Genomic DNA, 18,365 nt, shown 5'->3' with positions numbered 1-18,365 from the left:
CCGGCGCACTCGCTTGCGGTAAAACGCAGCCCCCGTGATTAGTCGGCCAGCTTGCTCAAAATGGCGTAGGCCGCCTTGATCCGGGCATCATTGGGATAGTTGCGGTTGGCCAGCATGACGATGCCAATCCCCTTGGCCGGGACAAAGGCAACATAGGCACCAAAGCCGTTGGTCGATCCCGTCTTGTTGTAGAGCCGCTGCTCCCCCATATCTTTGGGCGCGGCAAAGCGTTCCACCGGATTGGCCTTGAAGCTCACTGCCGGCGAGTTGCCCGCCAGCAGTGCCTGCTCGGTGACGGGATAGGCATAACTCTCCCAGCCCAGCCCCTGAGTCATCTCTCCTACCGAGAAGAAACCGGTATGAGTCATGGCAATGGCCTGCTGTATGACGACGTCACTCTGCTTGGTCATGTTGGCCTCGACAAACTTGATGAAATCCGCCGAGCTGGTCTTGATGCCATAGGCCTCGTCCGCCAGCACTCCCGGATTGACCCGGATCGGTTTCTCCTCTTTGGCATAGCCGTAGGCGTAATCACCCATGGCTGCCGCAGGCACCTTGAGGTAGGTGTGGGCAAGGCCGAGCCCCGGCAACAGAGTCTGGCTCATCAGTTGCTCGAAGGGTTGGCCCAGAGAGCTCGCAGCCAGATAGCCGAACAGACCTATGCTGGGGTTGGAGTACTCCCGTTTGGTACCGGCGGCAAAGCGCGGCGTCCACTGGCGGTAGTAGGCTTGCATCTTCTCTGCCGAGTCGACCGCATCGGGGAACTGCAGTGGCAAGCCACCTGCACTGTAGGTGGCAAGATCGGCCATGGTCACACCATCAAAGGCAGACCCTTTCAGCCAGGGCGCGTGCAGGCTCACCTTGTCATCCAGCTTGAAGCCCCCCTTGACCACGGCGTAGGCACCGAGGGTCGCGGTCAGGGTCTTGCTGACCGAGCCGATTTCAAACAGGGTCTGCTCGCTGACGCGCTGACCGCTCTCCCGGTTGGCAACGCCATAGTTGAAATAGTGGGTCTTGCCATCTTTCAGTACGGCAACCGCCATTCCCGGGATCCGGTACTCCTTGAGCACCGGCTGAATGGTGCCATCCACTATTGTGCTCAGGGATACCTCACCGGCAGCATAGGAGAGCGAAGATGACAATGAAGAGAACAGCAGGGTGGCCAGCGTTAATAGGGAAGTCGTGGTTCGTGATTGCATTGGGTTATTCTCGTGGCAAATGAAATTGGGATTAGCATAAACAAGATGTATGTGCCCACGATGAAACTGTGTGAAGTCTCGGTGAAGTGAGCATCGCTTACCGCTCGATGAGCCCTTACTCTGCTCGCTGGCGTATAAGCTGTTGGGGCCAAGGAAAGAAACGGAGGCGCAGGTGAGATCACAAGAACAGATCACGACCGTACTGGGGACACTGGAGCAAGTCATTCTGGGCAAGCCGCTGCAACTGAAAATCGCGCTGGTGACCCTGCTGGCGCGCGGTCATCTGCTGATCGAGGATCTGCCCGGCATGGGCAAAACCACCCTGGCCCACGCGCTGGCGCAGGTGCTGGGGCTGGCATGCCGGCGGATGCAGTTCACCGCCGATCTGCTCCCCGCCGACCTGCTGGGGTTGCAGATCTTTGACCCCCAGCAACAAACATTTCGCTTTCACCCCGGCCCCATCTTCACCCAGGTTCTACTGGCGGACGAGATCAACCGCGCCAGCCCCAAAGTACAGAGCGCCCTGCTGGAGGCGATGGCCGAAGGCAAGGTGAGCATCGAGGGCCACACGCACCCACTCCCCGATCCGTTTTTCGTCATCGCCACCCAGAATCCGGCGGATCAGGCGGGCACCTATCCACTGCCGGAGTCCCAACTCGACCGATTCGCAGTGCGACTCTCGCTGGGTTTTCCGCCGCGAGAAGCGGAGCGCCAGCTACTGCGCGGCCACCAGCCGACGGGCCCTTTGCCCGCCATGCTGGATGCCGCCGGACTCGCCACCTTGCAAAGCGAAGGGGATGCCATCCATGTTTCCGATGCCACCCTCGATTACCTGCTGGCGCTGGTGCACCAGAGCCGCTTTGATGGGGATCTGCCACAGCCCCTCTCCCCCCGAGCAGCCCAGACCTTGCTGGCGGTGAGCCGGACCTGGGCACTGGTTGCGGGGCGGCGCTTTGTCACGGTAGAGGATGTGCAGGCGGTCTTCCCCTATGTGGCCGAGCATCGGCTGCGGGGCAGCTTTGGCGTACAGCACGGCGAAGCCTGTCCCCTGAGCCAGCGATTGCTGGCCAGGGTCGATCCGGACAATCCCTGATGAGCAAATTGCTAAACCGTTGGCAGCAGTGGCGAGCCCGCTGGCAGCGACGCTGGCTCGATCGCCGCATTCCCCCGGCCCGCCAGATCACGCTGGGTACCCGCAGCCTCTTTATCCTCCCCACCCGCATGGGGCTGCTCTATCTGCTGGTGCTGCTCGTCATCTATCTGCTCGGCACCAACTACCAGAACAATCTGGTACTGCTGGTGGCCTACTGCCTCGGCAGCCTGTTTATGGCCGCCATGTGGCTTACCCACCGCAACCTGTTGGGGCTGGAACTGCTGGGTGGCCAGCTGGTACTGGGGGAAGCGGGTAGCCAGCTACCTATCCGTATCTTGGTGCAGAGCCCTCGCCCGGTGCAGGCGCTCCGGTTTAGCCTCAACGAAGGCACCCTCTGGCTGGCACAGGCCGACGCTGTGCCCAGCACAGTTATCCTGCCAGTATCGGGCTCGCGCCGTGGGCCACTGCCCCTTGGCCGATTGCGGGTCGAGAGCCGCTACCCCCTCGGTCTGTTTCGCTGCTGGTCCCTGCTGGACTTGCAGTTGGAGGGCTGGCTCGCCCCCAAACCGGCGTTCGGGGCGCTAAGAGGGGAACATGCGACCGAAAGCGAGGGGCATCAGGGCCAGCCCGCTCCGGCCACTCTCGGTGACTTTGACTCTCTGCGGACACATCAGGCCGGTGAACCACTGAGCCGGGTCGCTTGGAAGCAACTTGCCCAAGGGCGCGGCCTGCTGACCAAGCAGTTCCATGAACCGCAGCAGGATGAGACTCACCTCACCTTGCAGCGGGTCGCGGGCGGGGATCTGGAGCAGCGGCTGGCGGTGCTGGCCTGGTGGTGCGCCGATTACGGCAAGCGGGGCATCCCCTTTACCCTGACACTGGCAAACCAGACGCTGGGGCCCGATAGCGGCGCCGCCTTTGTGCAGCGTTGCCTGCTGGCACTGGCCCAATTCGATGCAACACCACCGAAGATCACGCCAGATGCTGCTCGATAACCGCCGCCTGCTGCCACTCATCGCCCTGCAACAGCTGCTGCTGGTCGCGGCGCTCTGGCCCCAGTTGCAACTCTGGGTAGTGGCAGTGGGCGCCATCACTCTCGGCGTCCGGGCCATGATGCTGTGGCGCGGCTTGCCGCCCCTGCCTGCCCGCTGGTTGGCGCTGCTGGCCATCACAACCGTGGTGTTGCTGGGGTTGCAGTGGCGCACATTGGGCACCCTGCCCGCCCTGATCAATCTGCTCTGGCTCGGCTATAGCCTCAAGATGATCGAGGTACGGCGCGAGCGGGATATCGAGCAGGTGCTGCTGCTCGCCTTCTTCCTCATCGCGCTGGCGCTGGTACAACGCCAAAGCATCGGCTGGACAGCCGGGATGGCAGTGGCACTCTGGCTGGCAGTGACCGCGCTGGTGACCGCCGTCGTCCCCGAGCAGAAACGGCCTTGGCGCAGTGCGGGGAGCGCCCTGCTGCTGGCGCTGCCCTTGCTTATCACCCTGTTTATACTACTGCCAAGGCTGCCGCCCCTCTGGCAGATGCCCACCACCAGCCGTGCCCTGTCCGGCCTCTCGGAAGAGCTGGCCCCCGGCGATATCAGCGAACTGGTCAACTCCTCGGAACTGGCTTTTCGGGTCAGCTTTGCCGATGGCCCGCCCCCTGTCCGCGAGCGCTATTTTCCGGTGATGCGCCAAGAAGTTTTCGATGGTCAGCGCTGGTTGCTGAGCCCCGAGGTCAAAGCATGGCAGCAGACAGTGCCGGTGCAGACCGGGCTGACCCTTCTGGCATCATCTTCACGGGCAAGCAATCAGCTGGCAGATAGTCCATTACCCGCCGGGAGCTACGAGGTGATCGCCGAGCCCCAGCGCCACCGCTGGGCCTTTGCCCAAAGTGAACCGACTATTCTGACTGGACCAGTGCTGCTCACCCCCATTCACACCCTCTATCGGCAGGGGAGCGGCGAGGTGGCAATCCGCTATCGCATTGGCCGCGGCGAAGCGCAGCCAGAGAATGATAGCCAAGCCGCTCAGCGCAACCTGCAACTGCCAGCCGGAGGCAACCCGAGAGCGCGCGTCCATGGCCAAGTGCTGGCTGTGCGCTATCCGGATCGCGCAGAGCTGGTCGCCGCCCTGCTAGCGCAGTTTCGCAGCCAATCCTATTACTACACCCTGACACCGCCACGACTTGGCGGTGACGGGGTGGATGAGTTCCTGTTCGATACTCGGCGCGGCTTTTGCGGCCACTACGCCATGGCGACCGCTTTCGTGCTGCGCGCCGCCGGTATTCCGGCACGGCTGGTCACCGGTTATCTCGGCGGTGAGTGGAATCCCACGGGCAACTATCTGGCGGTACACCAGTTCGATGCTCACGCCTGGGTGGAGTATCTCGATGAAGGAGGAACATGGCGGCGAATCGACCCCACTGCGGCAGTGGCACCGGAGCGCATTGAAGGCGGCGTGAGGGAGGCCCTGAGCGACGAGTTTACCGCCGCCGACCCTCTCGCTCTGCAGCGTTATCGCAACTGGGCCCTGCTCAATCAGCTGCGCTGGTGGGGCAACAATATCGACTACCAGTGGAGTCGCTGGGTGATTGGTTACGATGCGGGCCAGCTCTGGCAGCAAATCGGTCTGCGCTGGCCTGCACTGGCGGGATACACTCCCTGGTTGATCCTCGCCAGCCTGATGCTGGTCGCCCTGCTGGTGAGCTTGCCCCTGCTGTTGCCCGCCCGTCTGCCGCCAGAGCGGCGCATCTGGCAACCCCTGCTCAAACGGGGCAAACGCAGCGGCTATTCCCCAGAGCCTGCCGAGAGCATGGGAGCATGGTGCGAGCGGCTGGCGCGGCTGCGCCCCGACCTTGCCCATCCCCTGCTAAAAAGTGCGTGGCTCTATCGCCGCTGGCGTTATGCCCTCCTCAACGACCGGCAACAAGGGCGCTGCTGGCGCCAGTTGCAACGGCGTATCAGACAGCTCGCCCAGCGCTGGGATCAGCCGCCGAAGAGCGGCTCATAAAAGAAGGGGGAGCCACCGGCTCCCCCTTCAGGTTTTAATCAAGAGGTTTGACTCACCGCTTGTTATTTTTTGGTCGGATTGTCCCAGATCCCCTCTTCCAGCTGGGAGCGGATCTCGGGGTACTTGTTGGCATCAAAGGTGGGCACCTTGCCCAGCCTGAGCTGGTCGTTGTAATCCTTGGCCAGCTTGATGGCGACGCCGGAGAGCAGCAGGATAGCCACCAAGTTGACGATGGCCATCAACCCCATGGAGACATCAGCCATTGCCCAGACGGTCGGCAACTCGCCGACAGAGCCGAACATCACCATGCCCAGCACAAACATCCGGAACAGCATCAGGCCGCCCTTGTGGTTGTGCTCGAGGAACACCAGATTCGTTTCGGCATAGGAGTAGTTCGCCACGATAGAGGTGAAGGCGAAGAAGAAGATGGCCGCCGCGATAAAGATGTTGCCACCGCTGCCAATCTGGGAAGAGAGCGCCCGCTGGGTCAGCTCGACACCGGTCACGCCGGAGCCCGGCTCAAACTGACCTGACATCAGGATGATGGCGGCGGTACAGCTGCAGATGACGATGGTATCCATAAAGACCCCCAGCATCTGCACATAACCCTGGGAGGCCGGGTGCGGCGGATAGGGAGTGGCAGTCGCTGCAGCGTTGGGCGCAGAGCCCATGCCCGCTTCGTTGGAGAAGAGACCGCGCTTGATACCGTTGATCATCGCCTGGGAGATGGCATAACCCAGCGCACCCGAGCCAGCCTGCTCAATCCCGAAGGCGGACTTGATGATCAGCATGAAGACATGGGGCAACTCGGTGATGTTCATCGCCACGATCACCAGCGCCAGCAGGATGTAGGCCAGCGCCATAAAGGGCACCACCAGCTCGGCAAAACGGGCGATACCACGAATGCCGCCGAAGATAATCAGGCCGGAGAGCGCCACCAGCGCCAGACCGCTGACCCAGTCAGGAATACCAAACGCCACCTTCATCGCCAGACTGATGGAGTTGGCCTGCACCGCGTTGAACACCAGACCAAATGCCAGGATCAGGCAGAGCGAAAACACCACCCCCATCCAGCGCATGCCAAGGCCTTTCTCCATGTAGTAGGCCGGGCCACCACGGTAGTTGCCATCCTCATCCTTGACCTTGTAGAGCTGGGCCAGGGTGCTTTCGACGAAGGCGGTCGCCATGCCGATAAAGGCAATCAGCCACATCCAGAAGATGGCGCCGGGGCCGCCCAGATAGATGGCGACAGCCACACCGGCCAGGTTGCCGGTGCCGACACGGGCGGCAAGGCTGGTACAGAGGGCCTGGAAGGAGGAGATGCCTGCATTGTCCGATTTACGGCTGTTTTTCAGCACGGAAAACATGTGGCCAAAGTGACGGATCTGGATAAAACCCAGGCGGAAGGTGAAAAAGATACCGACCCCGATGAGCAGGTAGATGAGCACGGCTCCCCACATCAGGTCGTTTAGCATCGCAATCAAGGTGTCCATAATTCTCTCGTTGTTATTCACATCCATGGCCAGTCTGCGCTGACCGTTTTCTGTCTGTCGTTTAATTAGCGTTTCGCTAAAGGGGCGGAATCTAGCACAGCGGGAGAGCCCGGAATAGTGATCCCGGTCACGCGAGACACAAAAAACGAACGGTAAAAGCCCATAAAGCTCCATTTAAATCGCAAACTTTCAACAAACTCAATAATTCAATCAGACAGGCCACCATTAAGCCCCATAAGAGAACCATTTTGATATATCCCTGATGAGCTATCCGAAAACGCAAACGCTTGCATGAAATGGCTTTCAAACAGCGATATTTCGCCAAACGTTTTCGCTGTAATTAAATTTCAAGTACGTAGCGAGATAATTTATGTGATCGATGACACAAATATGGATATTGGCTAAAAAAGTTCAGCTGAAAGCAAACCGGAGCGAGGTCGGGAGGAAATGTAAAAAACCTTACTAATCATATAGTTTCACGCCATAAAACGGGATGACTCAACAGCCTGAATGTTTAACAACCAAGCGCCCCTATTGCAGGATGCAGCACATCAGTATTAATTAGGCAGGCAATGACGATGGGCCGCCCCCATCGCGCTTTTCTGAGCCTGAGGCACCAAGATCCTGTAATTTTATTTCAGAACCACCGTCTCAAGCCCGCAACCCAGGGATTACTCCCTCATTAAGAGATGATATTCGCTATGGCCGATAAATTAACCCAGCTGAAAGCCCTGACCACTGTTGTTGCCGACACCGGTGATATCGAAGCCATCAAACGCTATCAGCCCATCGATGCCACCACCAACCCCTCTCTGGTTCTGAAGGCCTCCGAGATCCCCGAGTACGCTCCGCTGATCGAAGACGCCATCAAATGGGCCAAAGCCCAGAGCCAGGACAAGGCACAGCAAATCATCGACGCGGGCGACAAGCTGGCCGTCAATATCGGTCTGGAAGTGCTGAAGATCGTTCCGGGCCGTATCTCCACCGAAGTGGATGCTCGTCTCTCCTTCGATACCGAAGCCAGCATCGCCAAGGCGCGCAAGCTGATCCGTCTCTACAACGAAGCGGGTATCAGCAACGACCGCATTCTGATCAAGCTGGCCTCCACCTGGGAAGGGATCCGTGCCGCCGAGGTACTGGAGAAAGAGGGCATCCAGTGCAACCTGACCCTGCTGTTCTCCTTCGCCCAGGCCCGTGCCTGTGCCGAAGCCGGTGCCTTCCTGATCTCCCCGTTCGTAGGCCGCATCCTCGACTGGTACAAGGCCAAGCACAACCGTGACTACACCGCCAGCGAAGATCCGGGCGTGGTCTCCGTCACCTCCATCTACAACTACTACAAGCAGCACGACTACCCGACCGTGGTGATGGGCGCCAGCTTCCGCAATACCGGCGAGATCCTGGAACTGGCCGGCTGCGACCGCCTGACCATTGGCCCGGCTCTGCTGGAAGAGCTGAGCAAGACCGAAGGCGCCGTGGTACGCAAACTGGACTACACCGGTGAGCGCAAGGCCAAACCGACCCCGATGACCGAAGCCGAATTCCGCTGGGAACTGAACCAGGACGCCATGGCTCACGAGAAGCTGGGCGAAGGCATCCGCATGTTCGCCATCGACCAGGGCAAGCTGGAAACCATGCTGGCAAGCCGCCTGTAATCAGTTCTTTTTTCTAATAAAAACCGGGCCCCTACCAAGGGGCCCGGTTTTTTTTCATGGGCTTTTTTAGCGCTGTCATAGAGTCGTCACGAAAACGTTTTAATTTCAGATTCGTTATGTTATACGGGTGGTGAAAACGATAAAAACCAAGGAGGGAGCCATGGAAATGTTCAACTTCGATTATGACGAGGTGGTTGAACTCGGTTCGCGTAGCCGCGGGACAACGGGAAAAAAACGTAAATGGCGTGAAATCGAGGCGTTGAAAGACAAACATCGCCTGCAGAAGGAGCTGCAATCCATCGATATCGCCTATGAAGGTCTTACAGACGAGATTGAACTGTAATCGCCAGACACCTGTAAAAGCGCTCCGCACAGCCGGGGCGCTTTTTTATGCCGCAATCGGATGATCTCGTGGCTTGTCATGCCATCGCTAGCGATGCCGCAGGATGCAGCGGGCAGGCGACAGACAACGGGTTGCCACAGTCCCTGACAGCCCTCACCAACAGCGTGGCATACCAACCCTGCCCCTCACCCGCGAAGAGTGAGCAGCGCCGTTTCAGGGCGCGTTGGGGCAAACACCGCAAGACAAGTCATCAGCAATAAAAACCCCCGTCGATGACAGGGGCCTGAATACTCGGGATTGACGGCTGCGCTTAGCAGTAGCCGTAGCCCAGCAGACGCTGGTAGCGCTGCTCCAGCAGTTGCTCGGTATCGAGCGGACGCAGGGCGTCCAGATCCTGCTTGATGCGAGCCTTGAGGTTTTTGGCCATCTTCTCCACATCGCGGTGGGCACCGCCGAGCGGCTCCTCGACAATATTGTCGATGAGTTTCAGCTCTTTCAGACGCTGGGCAGTGATCCCCATCGCTTCGGCAGCCACAGAAGCCTTATCGGCACTCTTCCACAGGATGGAGGCACACCCTTCCGGCGAGATGACGGAGTAGGTGGAGTACTGCAGCATGTTGACGCGGTCACCCACGCCGATTGCCAGCGCACCACCGGAGCCACCCTCACCGATCACGGTGCAGACCACCGGCACGGTCAGACCGGCCATCACTTTCAGGTTGCGGGCAATCGCTTCGGACTGGCCACGCTCTTCGGCACCGACGCCGGGGTAAGCGCCCGGGGTGTCGATAAAGGTGATGATCGGCATCTTGAAGCGCTCGGCCATCTCCATCAGACGCAGGGCCTTGCGGTACCCTTCCGGACGCGGCATGCCGAAGTTGCGCTTAATCTTCTCTTTGGTCTCACGACCCTTCTGGTGACCAATCACCATCACCGGCTCGCCGTCGAGACGGGCGATGCCGCCGACGATAGCCTTGTCATCGGCATAGGCGCGATCGCCAGCCAACTCGTCGAAATCGGTGAAGATATGCTCGATATAGTCAAAGGTGTAGGGGCGCTGGGGATGACGCGCCATCTGGGATACCTGCCAGGCACCCAGATCACCGAAGATCTTCTTGGTCAGCTCTTCGTTTTTCTTCTCCAGCCGGCGGATCTCGTCTTTCAGATCCACGGCGTGATTGCCTTCACTCACATGTTTGAGTTCATCAATCTGCGCCTGCAACTCGGCAATCGGCTGTTCAAAATCCAGAAAAAGACTCATAGGGCCTTAGAACCTCTAATCAAAAACCAATTCAACCCGCTCTCGTCCAAGCAGGACTCGCAAGTCATCTATCAGTTGATCGGTGGGCGTCACCCGCCACTCGGTACCGAGCGTCAATCGCACCCGGGAGCCGGGGCGACGATAGTTTACCTGAACCGGACAGACTCCGGCACGGGCGGGCTCCAAAATCTCGCACAAACGCGGGAAAAAGCGATCATCAATCCGCTGTTCATCGAGGGAGATGCGGATTGCTCTGGCAAAACGCTCCCTCGCATCGTTGATATCCAGTAATTCTCGAGCCGACATTTTAAGGCCACCGGAGAAGTCATCAAAGCTGACCTGTCCAGAAACCACCAAAATGCGGTCTTTTTGCATTAATTCTTCATATTTTTCCAGCGCTTCACTGAACAGGGTCACATCGAGGCGACCGGAACGGTCATCCAGAGTGAAGATCCCCATCTTGTTGCCACGCTTGGTCACCATGCTGCGGGCCGCAATCACCAGCCCCGCCGCCGTGGTTACGGTATCGCGGGAGGTGGGATGCAGATCGCACAGGCGACCCGAGGTATAACGACGCAATTCGCTGCTGTACTGGTTGATGGGGTGGCCGGTGAGATAGAGTCCGAGGGTCTCGCGCTCCCCTTCCAGCCATACCTTGTCAGGCCAGTGCGGCACGTTGGCAAACGCCTTCTTGACGTCGTCAATCTCTTCGGTGAGCACGCCGAACATGTCGACCTGCCCCACCGCCTGCGCCTTGGCGTGCTGCTCGGCGGCACGCATCGCCTCCTCCAGCGTCGCCATCAGGGCTGCTCGGTGGGGACCGAGCCGATCCATGGCGCCGGAGAGGATCAGCTTCTCCATCACCCGCTTGTTAAGCTTCTTGATGTCGACCCGGTTGCAGAAGTCGAACAGATCGCGGAATGGGCCATCCCGATCACGAGCGTCCAGAATCGCGTCTATGGGGCCTTCCCCCACCCCCTTCACCGCGCCGATGCCGTAGACGATGTGACCATCTTCGTTGACGCTGAAGCGATAGCGGCCAGTGTTCACATCCGGCGGGATCACGGTCAGCCCCATCCGCTGGCACTCATCCACCAGGGTCACTATCTTGTCGGTATTGTCCATATCGGCGGTCATGACCGCCGCCATGAACTCGGCCGGGAAGTGGGTCTTGAGCCAGAGGGTCTGGTAGGAGACCAGCGCATAGGCAGCGGAGTGGGATTTGTTGAAGCCGTAGCCCGCAAACTTCTCCACCAGATCGAAGATCTTCATCGCCAGTTCGCCGTCGACACCATTCTTGATGGCACCCTCTTCGAAACCGGCCCGCTGCTTGGCCATCTCCTCGGGTTTTTTCTTACCCATCGCCCGACGCAGCATGTCCGCGCCACCGAGCGTGTAGCCCGCCAGGGTCTGGGCAATCTGCATCACCTGCTCCTGATAGAGGATGATGCCGTAGGTCGGTTCCAGAATCGGTTTCAGGCTCTCGTGCTGCCACTTCTCGTCCGGATAGGAGATGGCTTCATTACCGTGTTTACGGTCGATAAAGTTATCCACCATGCCTGACTGGAGCGGGCCCGGACGGAACAGGGCCACCAGTGCAATCATGTCTTCGAAGCAGTCGGGCTGCAGCCGCTTGATCAGATCCTTCATGCCGCGGGATTCAAGCTGGAATACCGCGGTGGTCTCGTAGCGCTGCAGCAGATCGAATGACTTTTTGTCATCGATGGGGATGGCGGCAATGTCGACCGGCGGCTTGCCCTCTTTGGCAAGACGCGGGTTAATCATGCCGAGCGCCCAGTCGATGATGGTGAGCGTTCGCAGACCCAGGAAGTCGAACTTCACCAGCCCGGCGTACTCCACATCGTTCTTGTCGAACTGGGTGACCGGGTGATGACCCTCGTCATCGCAGTAGAGCGGCGCAAAGTCGGTGATCTTGGTGGGCGCGATCACCACGCCACCAGCGTGTTTACCGGCGTTGCGCACCACCCCTTCCAGGCGGCGGGCCATATCGATGAGGTCTTTGACCTCCTCATCCTGCTCGTAAAGCTCGGGCAGCTTGGGCTCGGCCTCGAACGCCTTGGCCAGCGTCATGCCCGGATCCGGCGGGATCAGCTTGGAGATGCGATCCACAAAGCCGTAAGCGTGGCCCAGTACCCGGCCCACATCCCGCACCACCGCCTTGGCCGCCATGCTGCCGAAGGTGATGATCTGCGACACCGCCTCCCGGCCATACATATCGGAAACGTGCTCGATCACTTCATCGCGCCTGTCCATGCAGAAGTCGACGTCGAAGTCGGGCATGGATACCCGCTCGGGGTTAAGGAAACGTTCGAACAGCAGGTCAAATTCCAGCGGATCCAGATCGGTGATCTTGAGGGCGTAGGCCACCAGAGAGCCAGCACCGGAGCCCCGGCCCGGACCAACGGGAATGCCGTTGTCCTTGGACCACTGGATAAACTCCATCACGATGAGGAAGTAACCCGGGAAGCCCATCTGGTTGATCACTTTAAGCTCGATGTCGAGACGCTCGTCATACTCGGGACGGCGCTCGGCCCGCACCGCCGGATCCGGGAACAGAAACTCGAGACGCTCCTCCAGACCCTCTTTCGATTTGGCCACCAGAAAATCTTCGGTGGTCATGTCACCGGTCGGGAAGTTGGGCAGGAAATATTCGCCGAGGCGCACCGTCACGTTGCAGCGCTTGGCGATCTCCACCGTGTTCTCCAGCGCTTCGGGGATGTCGGCAAACAGCTCGCACATCTCCTCCTGGCTGCGCAGGTACTGCTGCGGGCTGTAGCGACGGGGACGGCGTTTGTCCATCAGGGTATAGCCGTCGTGGATGGCAACCCGGATCTCGTGGGCGTCGAAATCATCGGCTGAGAGGAATACTACCTCGTTGGTGGCCACAACCGGCAGCTCGAACTCGGTGGCAATGGCCACCGCCATGTGCAGATAGACCTCCTCGTCAGGGCGACCGGTGCGCAGCAGCTCGAGGTAATAGGCATCGGGGAAGTGGGTCTGATAAAAGGCGACGCACTGCTCGGTCATCTGCCGGTTGCCCTTGAGCAGGAACTTGCCCACATCTCCCTCGCGACCGCCGGAGAGGACGATCACCCCCTTGGCATGCTCGGCAAGCCAGGCCTTGTCGATGACCGGACGCCCCTGCACGTGACCGCGCTGATAACCGCGGGAGATGAGCAGGGTAATGTTCTGGTAGCCCTCGTTGTCCATGGCGAGCAGGGTGAGGCGGAACTGCTCGTCGCCAAGCTCATCGCTCTGTACCCAGAAGTCGGCCCCGACGATGGGTTTGATCCCCTTGCCGTGGGCGGCACCATAGAAGCGCACCAAACCGCACATGTTCATCTGGTCGGTCAGGGCAATCGCCGGCATGTTGTCGGCAGCGGCAGCCCCGACGATGGGATTGATCTTCTGCAGTCCATCCACCATGGAGAAGTCGGTGTGGACTCGCAAATGGATAAAACGGGGGTCAGCCATCGTCATGCCCTCTCATTACGCAAGCAGAACCAGCCAAGGCAGAAATCGTTCAGACAGATCAGCATGGATTATTCGAGCCCCAGTGCGCGGCGCACCGGCTTGAAGCTCTTGCGATACTCCGGCAGCGGGCCGCGCTCGGCCAGAATGGCGAGGTGCTCCGCAGTCGGATAACCCTTGTGGCGGGCAAAACCATATTCGGGATGACGGCTGTCCAGCTCGGTCATCTCCGCATCGCGGGTCACCTTGGCGAGGATCGAGGCGGCGCTGATGGCGGTCACCAGGCTATCGCCCTTGACCACGGCGCGCGCTTCCATCGGCAATGCCGGGCAGTGGTTGCCATCGATAAAGACCAGCTCGGGGGTGACCTTCAGTCCCGCCACGGCGCGCTGCATCGCCAGCATGGTGGCATGCAGGATGTTGAGCTCGTCGATCTCCTCCGGAGTAGCGCGACCGATGGCCCAGGCGAGCGCTTTCTCTTTGATCTCGTCAAACAGGGCGAGGCGCTTCTTCTCGGAGAGCTTCTTGGAGTCGTTGAGCCCCGCGATCGGATTGGCGGGATCGAGAATGACCGCAGCGGTGACCACGTCACCCACCAGCGGGCCACGGCCCACTTCGTCCACACCGGCAACCAGCTTGTCGTCAGGAATATCGATCATCATCTTGTAGCCTTGAATCAAAACAGGCCCCGTGGGGCCTGACAGGGGTCGACTGGCGCAGCATTACCGCTCGAAAAGGATGAACGGGTAGCGCGGCGCAATCGACGGTCCGAAATAGCGTTATCTGCCGAGCAGATCCGCCACCGCATCGGCGGCCTGCGAGTCGGCATTGCAGCGGATCAGCTGGTGCAGCTCGGTGAAGGTATTGACCAGCGCACTGTTGTCGTGCTCGAAGTACTTGCTCACCTCTTCCACCAGATTCTCCGGGGTGCACTCGTGCTGGATGAGTTCCGGCACCAGCATGCGACCGGCCAGCAGGTTGGGCAGAGAGACAAATTCGGTCTTCACCAGTCGCTGGGCCAGCCAGTAGCTGAAGGGCTTGAGCTTGTAGCCCACCACCATCGGCTTTTTCACCAGCATGGCTTCGAGCGCTGCGGTGCCAGAGGCCAGCATCACCACGTCGGCGGCGATCATCGCCTCGCGGCCCTGCCCTTCCAGCAGCACCATGTCGAGACCCGGCGCTACCTCGGCCTTGATGGCCATAAACTGCTCACGCCGTTTCTGGTTGACCAGCGGCACGATGAAGCCGAGATCCGGATAGCGCACCGTCAGGTGTTTGCACGCCTCGAGAAACAGGGGAGACATAAAGCCCACTTCTGCGGTTCGGCTGCCCGGCAGCACCGCCAGCCAGCGGCGATTGGCATCGATACCGAGATTACGACGCACGGCAGCCTGATCCGGCACCAACGGAATATCATCCGCCATGGTGTGACCGACAAAACGGCAAGGGGCGTCGAAGCGGTCGTAGAAGGCTTTCTCGAACGGCAGGAAGGCGAGCACCATGTCGGTAGCGGCCTTGATCTTGTGAATGCGGTTCTGACGCCAGGCCCACACCGAGGGGCTGACATAGTGAACCGTCTTGATACCGGCGCGGCGCAGTTTCAGCTCCACTCCGATATTGAAATCCGGTGCATCCACGCCGATAAAGATATCGGGCGGGTTGGCAATAAAGTGGCGCAACAGTTCGCGACGGACCTTGAGGATGCGCGGCAGACGGCCCAGCACCTCGGTGATCCCCATGACGGAGAGCTCTTCCATCTCGAACAGGGCCTTGACGCCGAGGGCCTGCATCCGCGGCCCGGCGATCCCTTCAAACTGCGCATCCGGGTAGCGGGCCTGCAGCTCGCGCACCAGACCGGCAGCCAGAATGTCGCCGGAGACCTCTCCGGCGACGATACCGATACGAACCGGATCAGGCACGGATGATCCCGCGCTCGTTGTCTTTGAGGAAGTCCACATAGAGCTGGACAGCCGGTTCGGCTTGCGCCATCTCGATCAGCACCGGCAGCACCTCTTCGATGGTCTTACCAGAGCGGAAGATCTCTTTGTAGGCACGCTTGACGGCAGAGATGGCCTCGGCACTGAAACCGCGGCGACGCAGACCTTCGGAGTTCACCCCGAACGGCTTGGCGTAGTTGCCGGCAGCCATCACGTAAGGCGGTACGTCCTTGTTCAGGGCGGCGCAGCCACCGACGAAGGCATGGGAACCGACGCGGCCGAACTGGTGAATGGCGGATAGACCACCAAAGATCACGAAATCACCGATCACCACGTGGCCAGCCAGGGTCGCGTTGTTGGCGAAGATGCAGTTGTCACCAATGATGCAGTCGTGGGCAACGTGGACGTTGACCATGAACAGGTTGCCGCTGCCCACCTTGGTCAGGGATTGATCCTGAATGGTACCGCGGTGGAAGGTGCAGTTCTCGCGAATGACGTTGTTGTCGCCAATCTCGAGGAAAGTGCGCTCACCGGCGTACTTCTTGTCCTGGCAATCCTCACCGATGGAGGTGTGCTGGAAGATCTTGTTGCCGCGACCAATCTTGGTCGGGCCCTTGATCACCACATGGGAACCTACCCAGGTGTTGTCACCGATTTCCACCTCGGCGCCGATGACAGAAAAGGGGCCGATTTCAACCCCTTTACCGATCACGGCAGACTCATGGACGATGGCAGTATCGTGAATGATGGCAGTCTGGTCGATCACGTGTGTTAAACCTCGCGTTTGGCGCACATCAGCTCGGCGGTACAGACCACTTCACCGTCGACGGTGGCGACACCGGTGAACTTGGCAATACCGCGACGCTCTTTCAGGAACTCCACGTCCAGCACCAGTTGGTCACCGGGGCCGACCGGACGCTTGAAGCGAGCGTTGTCGATTGAGGCAAAATAGTAGAGTTCGTTGGGAGACGGTTTGCCCACCATGGTAAAGGCCAGGATACCGGTGGCCTGTGCCATCGCTTCCAGGATCAGTACCCCTGGGAACACCGGCTTGGCCGGGAAGTGCCCCTGGAAGATCGGCTCGTTGAACGAGACGTTCTTGATAGCGCGCAGGGTTTTGCGCTCATCGCTGATCTCGTAGTCGTCTACACGATCCACCATCAGGAACGGATAACGGTGGGGCAGCAGATCCATGATTTCCTGGATACCCAGGCTCTTCTTTTCAGTAGTCAAAACAGTACCCTATACCAATCGTGATTATTCTTGATCCAGCTTCTTCTCAAGCTTGCTTAACCGCTTGTGCATCTCTTCGATACGCATCACCCGGGCGGCGGTCTTGCGCCACTCTTTATTGGTTTGCAGAGGGATGCCGGAAGAGTAGACACCGGGCTCGGTAATGGGTCGCATCACCATGGCCATACCGGTAACGGTGGCCTGGTCGCAGATCTCCATATGCCCGTTAAAGACGGAAGCGCCGCCAATGATACAGTATTTGCCGACCTTGAGACTACCAGCCATCACGGTGGAACCCGCCACGGCGGTGCCGTAACCGATCTCCACGTTGTGGGCGATCTGGCACTGGTTGTCGATGATGACGTTGTCAGCGATGCGGGTATCTTCCAGCGCACCGCGGTCAATGGTGGTACAGGCACCGATCTCGACCCGGTTGCCAATGGTCACACCGCCGAGCTGGGGGATCTTGATCCACTCGCCACGCTCGTTGGCATAACCGAAACCATCGGCGCCGATCACTGTGCCGGATTGAACCAGACAGTCGGTGCCCATGGTCACATTGTGATAGAGGGTGACGTTGGCCCACAGCCGGGAGCGGGCTCCCAGCCGGGTATTCTTGCCAACAAAACAGCCCGGACCAATGCGTACATCGTCACCCAGCACGACGCCGGATTCGATCACTGCATTGGCGCCGATGGCCACTCTCTCGCCCAGTTGCACGTCAGCCGCGATAACGGCGCTCGGATGGATATCCGTGGCCGGCTGCGGGGTGGTGTCCAGCAGTTGGGCTACCCGGGCAAAGCCCACATAGGGGTCTTTGAGCACCAGGGCATTGGTGGGACAAAATGGCAGATCCGCTTCGGTAATGAGCACGGCGGTCGCCTTGCTCTGCTCCAGATAGTGCCGGTACTTCTTGTTGGACAGGAAGGTGATATCCCCCTCCCCGGCCTTTTCCAGTGTCGCTACCTTGCGGATTTCCAGGGTTCCGTCGCCATGGACCTGGGCCCCCAGTTGCTGGGCCAGCTGTGCGAGAGTGAATGCCATCAATTAGTTGCTCTTGCTTACCTGAGAAATAACCTGGCCGGAGATGTCCAGCTTGCTGGCGGCATACGGGGCGGCATTGCGCTCCAGCACCAGATCGTAACCATTGCTCTTGGCGATGGAATCGATGGCAGCCTGCACCTTGGTCAGGATCTTGTTGCGCTCTTCGGACTGACGGCGGCCGTTGTCCTGCTCAAAGGCTTGACGCTTCTGGTTGAACTCCATCTGCAGCTTGGCCAGCTTCTCCTGGTTCTGCTTTTTCTGCTCGGCGCTCATGAAGGCTTCATCCTTGCGGAACTTCTCGACCAACTTCTGGCCTTCCTGTTCCAGCTTCTGCAGCTCACGCATGCGCGGCTCGAATTCACCTTTCAGCTTGGCTGCAACGGCTTCACGCTGGGGCAGCTTTTGGAAGACTTCGCCCATGTCGACCACGGCGATCTTGGTCTCAGCGAAGGCAGAACCCATGCCGGCAGCCATCAGTGCAAAGCTCAAACCAGCTACTTTCAACGCTTTATTCACACTTACTCCTTGTTCCCTCATGGCGAGGGCTACCTGATTTACCCGATTATGCAAGCGGCGTTAGGACCGTCTTGTTACCTGGTGAGGCACGCATACCGCGCGTCC

Annotated in this window: 15 protein-coding genes; 5 read left to right on the top strand and 10 right to left on the bottom strand. The window is 59.6% G+C overall.

The window, feature by feature from the left end:
* Nucleotides 1-38: 38 nt before the first annotated feature.
* Entirely contained in the window at nt 39-1,199 is a 1,161-nt protein-coding gene (gene ampC / locus G5253_RS08370) for an FOX/MOX family class C beta-lactamase (RefSeq protein WP_266134116.1), read from the bottom strand.
* A gap of 172 nt (nt 1,200-1,371) precedes the next feature.
* Between ampC and G5253_RS08365 the strand changes: the two genes are divergently transcribed.
* Genes G5253_RS08365 through G5253_RS08355 form a run of 3 tightly spaced genes read left to right on the top strand, consistent with a single transcriptional unit; the run spans nt 1,372 to nt 5,289 of the window.
* Nucleotides 1,372-2,292 (top strand): AAA family ATPase, encoded by a 921-nt coding sequence (locus G5253_RS08365; protein ID WP_201937293.1) that lies wholly within the window; start codon nt 1,372-1,374, stop codon nt 2,290-2,292.
* A complete protein-coding gene (locus G5253_RS08360; protein WP_266134117.1) occupies nt 2,292-3,287 on the top strand; it encodes a DUF58 domain-containing protein in 996 nt (331 codons plus the stop codon). The genes G5253_RS08365 and G5253_RS08360 overlap by 1 nt, the downstream gene beginning before the upstream one ends.
* Nucleotides 3,274-5,289 carry a DUF3488 and transglutaminase-like domain-containing protein gene (locus G5253_RS08355; RefSeq protein ID WP_266134118.1) on the top strand — a complete coding sequence of 672 codons (2,016 nt, stop codon included), beginning with the start codon at nt 3,274-3,276 and terminating at the stop codon, nt 5,287-5,289. Before G5253_RS08360 ends, G5253_RS08355 begins: the two co-directional genes overlap by 14 nt.
* Nucleotides 5,290-5,351: 62 nt before the next feature.
* On the opposite strand, the gene G5253_RS08350 is transcribed toward G5253_RS08355, so the two are convergent.
* The gene (locus G5253_RS08350; protein ID WP_042055130.1) at nt 5,352-6,782 is read right to left on the bottom strand and encodes an alanine/glycine:cation symporter family protein; all 1,431 of its coding nucleotides are present in this window, start codon (nt 6,780-6,782) and stop codon (nt 5,352-5,354) included.
* 701 nt (nt 6,783-7,483) lie between these two features.
* On the opposite strand from G5253_RS08350, the gene tal reads away from it, so the two are divergent.
* Nucleotides 7,484-8,434, top strand: coding sequence for a transaldolase (gene tal, locus G5253_RS08345; protein ID WP_139443195.1), 951 nt, complete (start codon nt 7,484-7,486; stop codon nt 8,432-8,434).
* A 160-nt stretch (nt 8,435-8,594) separates the two neighbouring features.
* Nucleotides 8,595-8,777 (top strand): DUF3545 family protein, encoded by a 183-nt coding sequence (locus G5253_RS08340; protein WP_005338547.1) that lies wholly within the window; start codon nt 8,595-8,597, stop codon nt 8,775-8,777.
* A gap of 310 nt (nt 8,778-9,087) precedes the next feature.
* Here the strand turns inward: G5253_RS08340 and accA are convergent, their stop codons facing one another.
* From accA to G5253_RS08300, 8 genes are all read right to left on the bottom strand, one after another.
* Nucleotides 9,088-10,038 (bottom strand): acetyl-CoA carboxylase carboxyl transferase subunit alpha, encoded by a 951-nt coding sequence (accA, locus tag G5253_RS08335; protein WP_204483984.1) that lies wholly within the window; start codon nt 10,036-10,038, stop codon nt 9,088-9,090.
* 15 nt (nt 10,039-10,053) lie between these two features.
* Nucleotides 10,054-13,533 (bottom strand): DNA polymerase III subunit alpha, encoded by a 3,480-nt coding sequence (gene dnaE, locus G5253_RS08330; RefSeq protein WP_266134197.1) that lies wholly within the window; start codon nt 13,531-13,533, stop codon nt 10,054-10,056.
* 68 nt (nt 13,534-13,601) lie between these two features.
* The gene (rnhB, locus tag G5253_RS08325; protein ID WP_266134119.1) at nt 13,602-14,192 is read right to left on the bottom strand and encodes a ribonuclease HII; all 591 of its coding nucleotides are present in this window, start codon (nt 14,190-14,192) and stop codon (nt 13,602-13,604) included.
* Between the two features lie 117 nt (nt 14,193-14,309).
* Nucleotides 14,310-15,449, bottom strand: a complete 1,140-nt coding sequence (lpxB, locus tag G5253_RS08320) for a lipid-A-disaccharide synthase (RefSeq protein ID WP_040098041.1) — start codon at nt 15,447-15,449, stop codon at nt 14,310-14,312.
* Nucleotides 15,442-16,233, bottom strand: coding sequence for an acyl-ACP--UDP-N-acetylglucosamine O-acyltransferase (gene lpxA / locus G5253_RS08315; protein ID WP_005338557.1), 792 nt, complete (start codon nt 16,231-16,233; stop codon nt 15,442-15,444). Before lpxA ends, lpxB begins: the two co-directional genes overlap by 8 nt.
* Nucleotides 16,234-16,238: 5 nt before the next feature.
* The gene (gene fabZ / locus G5253_RS08310; RefSeq protein ID WP_005338559.1) at nt 16,239-16,700 is read right to left on the bottom strand and encodes a 3-hydroxyacyl-ACP dehydratase FabZ; all 462 of its coding nucleotides are present in this window, start codon (nt 16,698-16,700) and stop codon (nt 16,239-16,241) included.
* Nucleotides 16,701-16,724: 24 nt separating this feature from the next.
* On the bottom strand, nt 16,725-17,744 hold the full coding sequence (gene lpxD, locus G5253_RS08305) for a UDP-3-O-(3-hydroxymyristoyl)glucosamine N-acyltransferase (RefSeq protein ID WP_005338561.1): 1,020 nt from the start codon (nt 17,742-17,744) through the stop codon (nt 16,725-16,727).
* Between the two features lie 3 nt (nt 17,745-17,747).
* A complete protein-coding gene (locus G5253_RS08300; protein ID WP_005338563.1) occupies nt 17,748-18,260 on the bottom strand; it encodes an OmpH family outer membrane protein in 513 nt (170 codons plus the stop codon).
* Between the last annotated feature and the right edge of the window lie 105 nt (nt 18,261-18,365).

The organism is Aeromonas sp. 602658 (assembly GCF_049173005.1).
Taxonomy (GTDB): Bacteria; Pseudomonadota; Gammaproteobacteria; order Enterobacterales; family Aeromonadaceae; genus Aeromonas; species Aeromonas veronii_A.
This window is presented reverse-complemented; position numbering and strand designations above follow the sequence as displayed.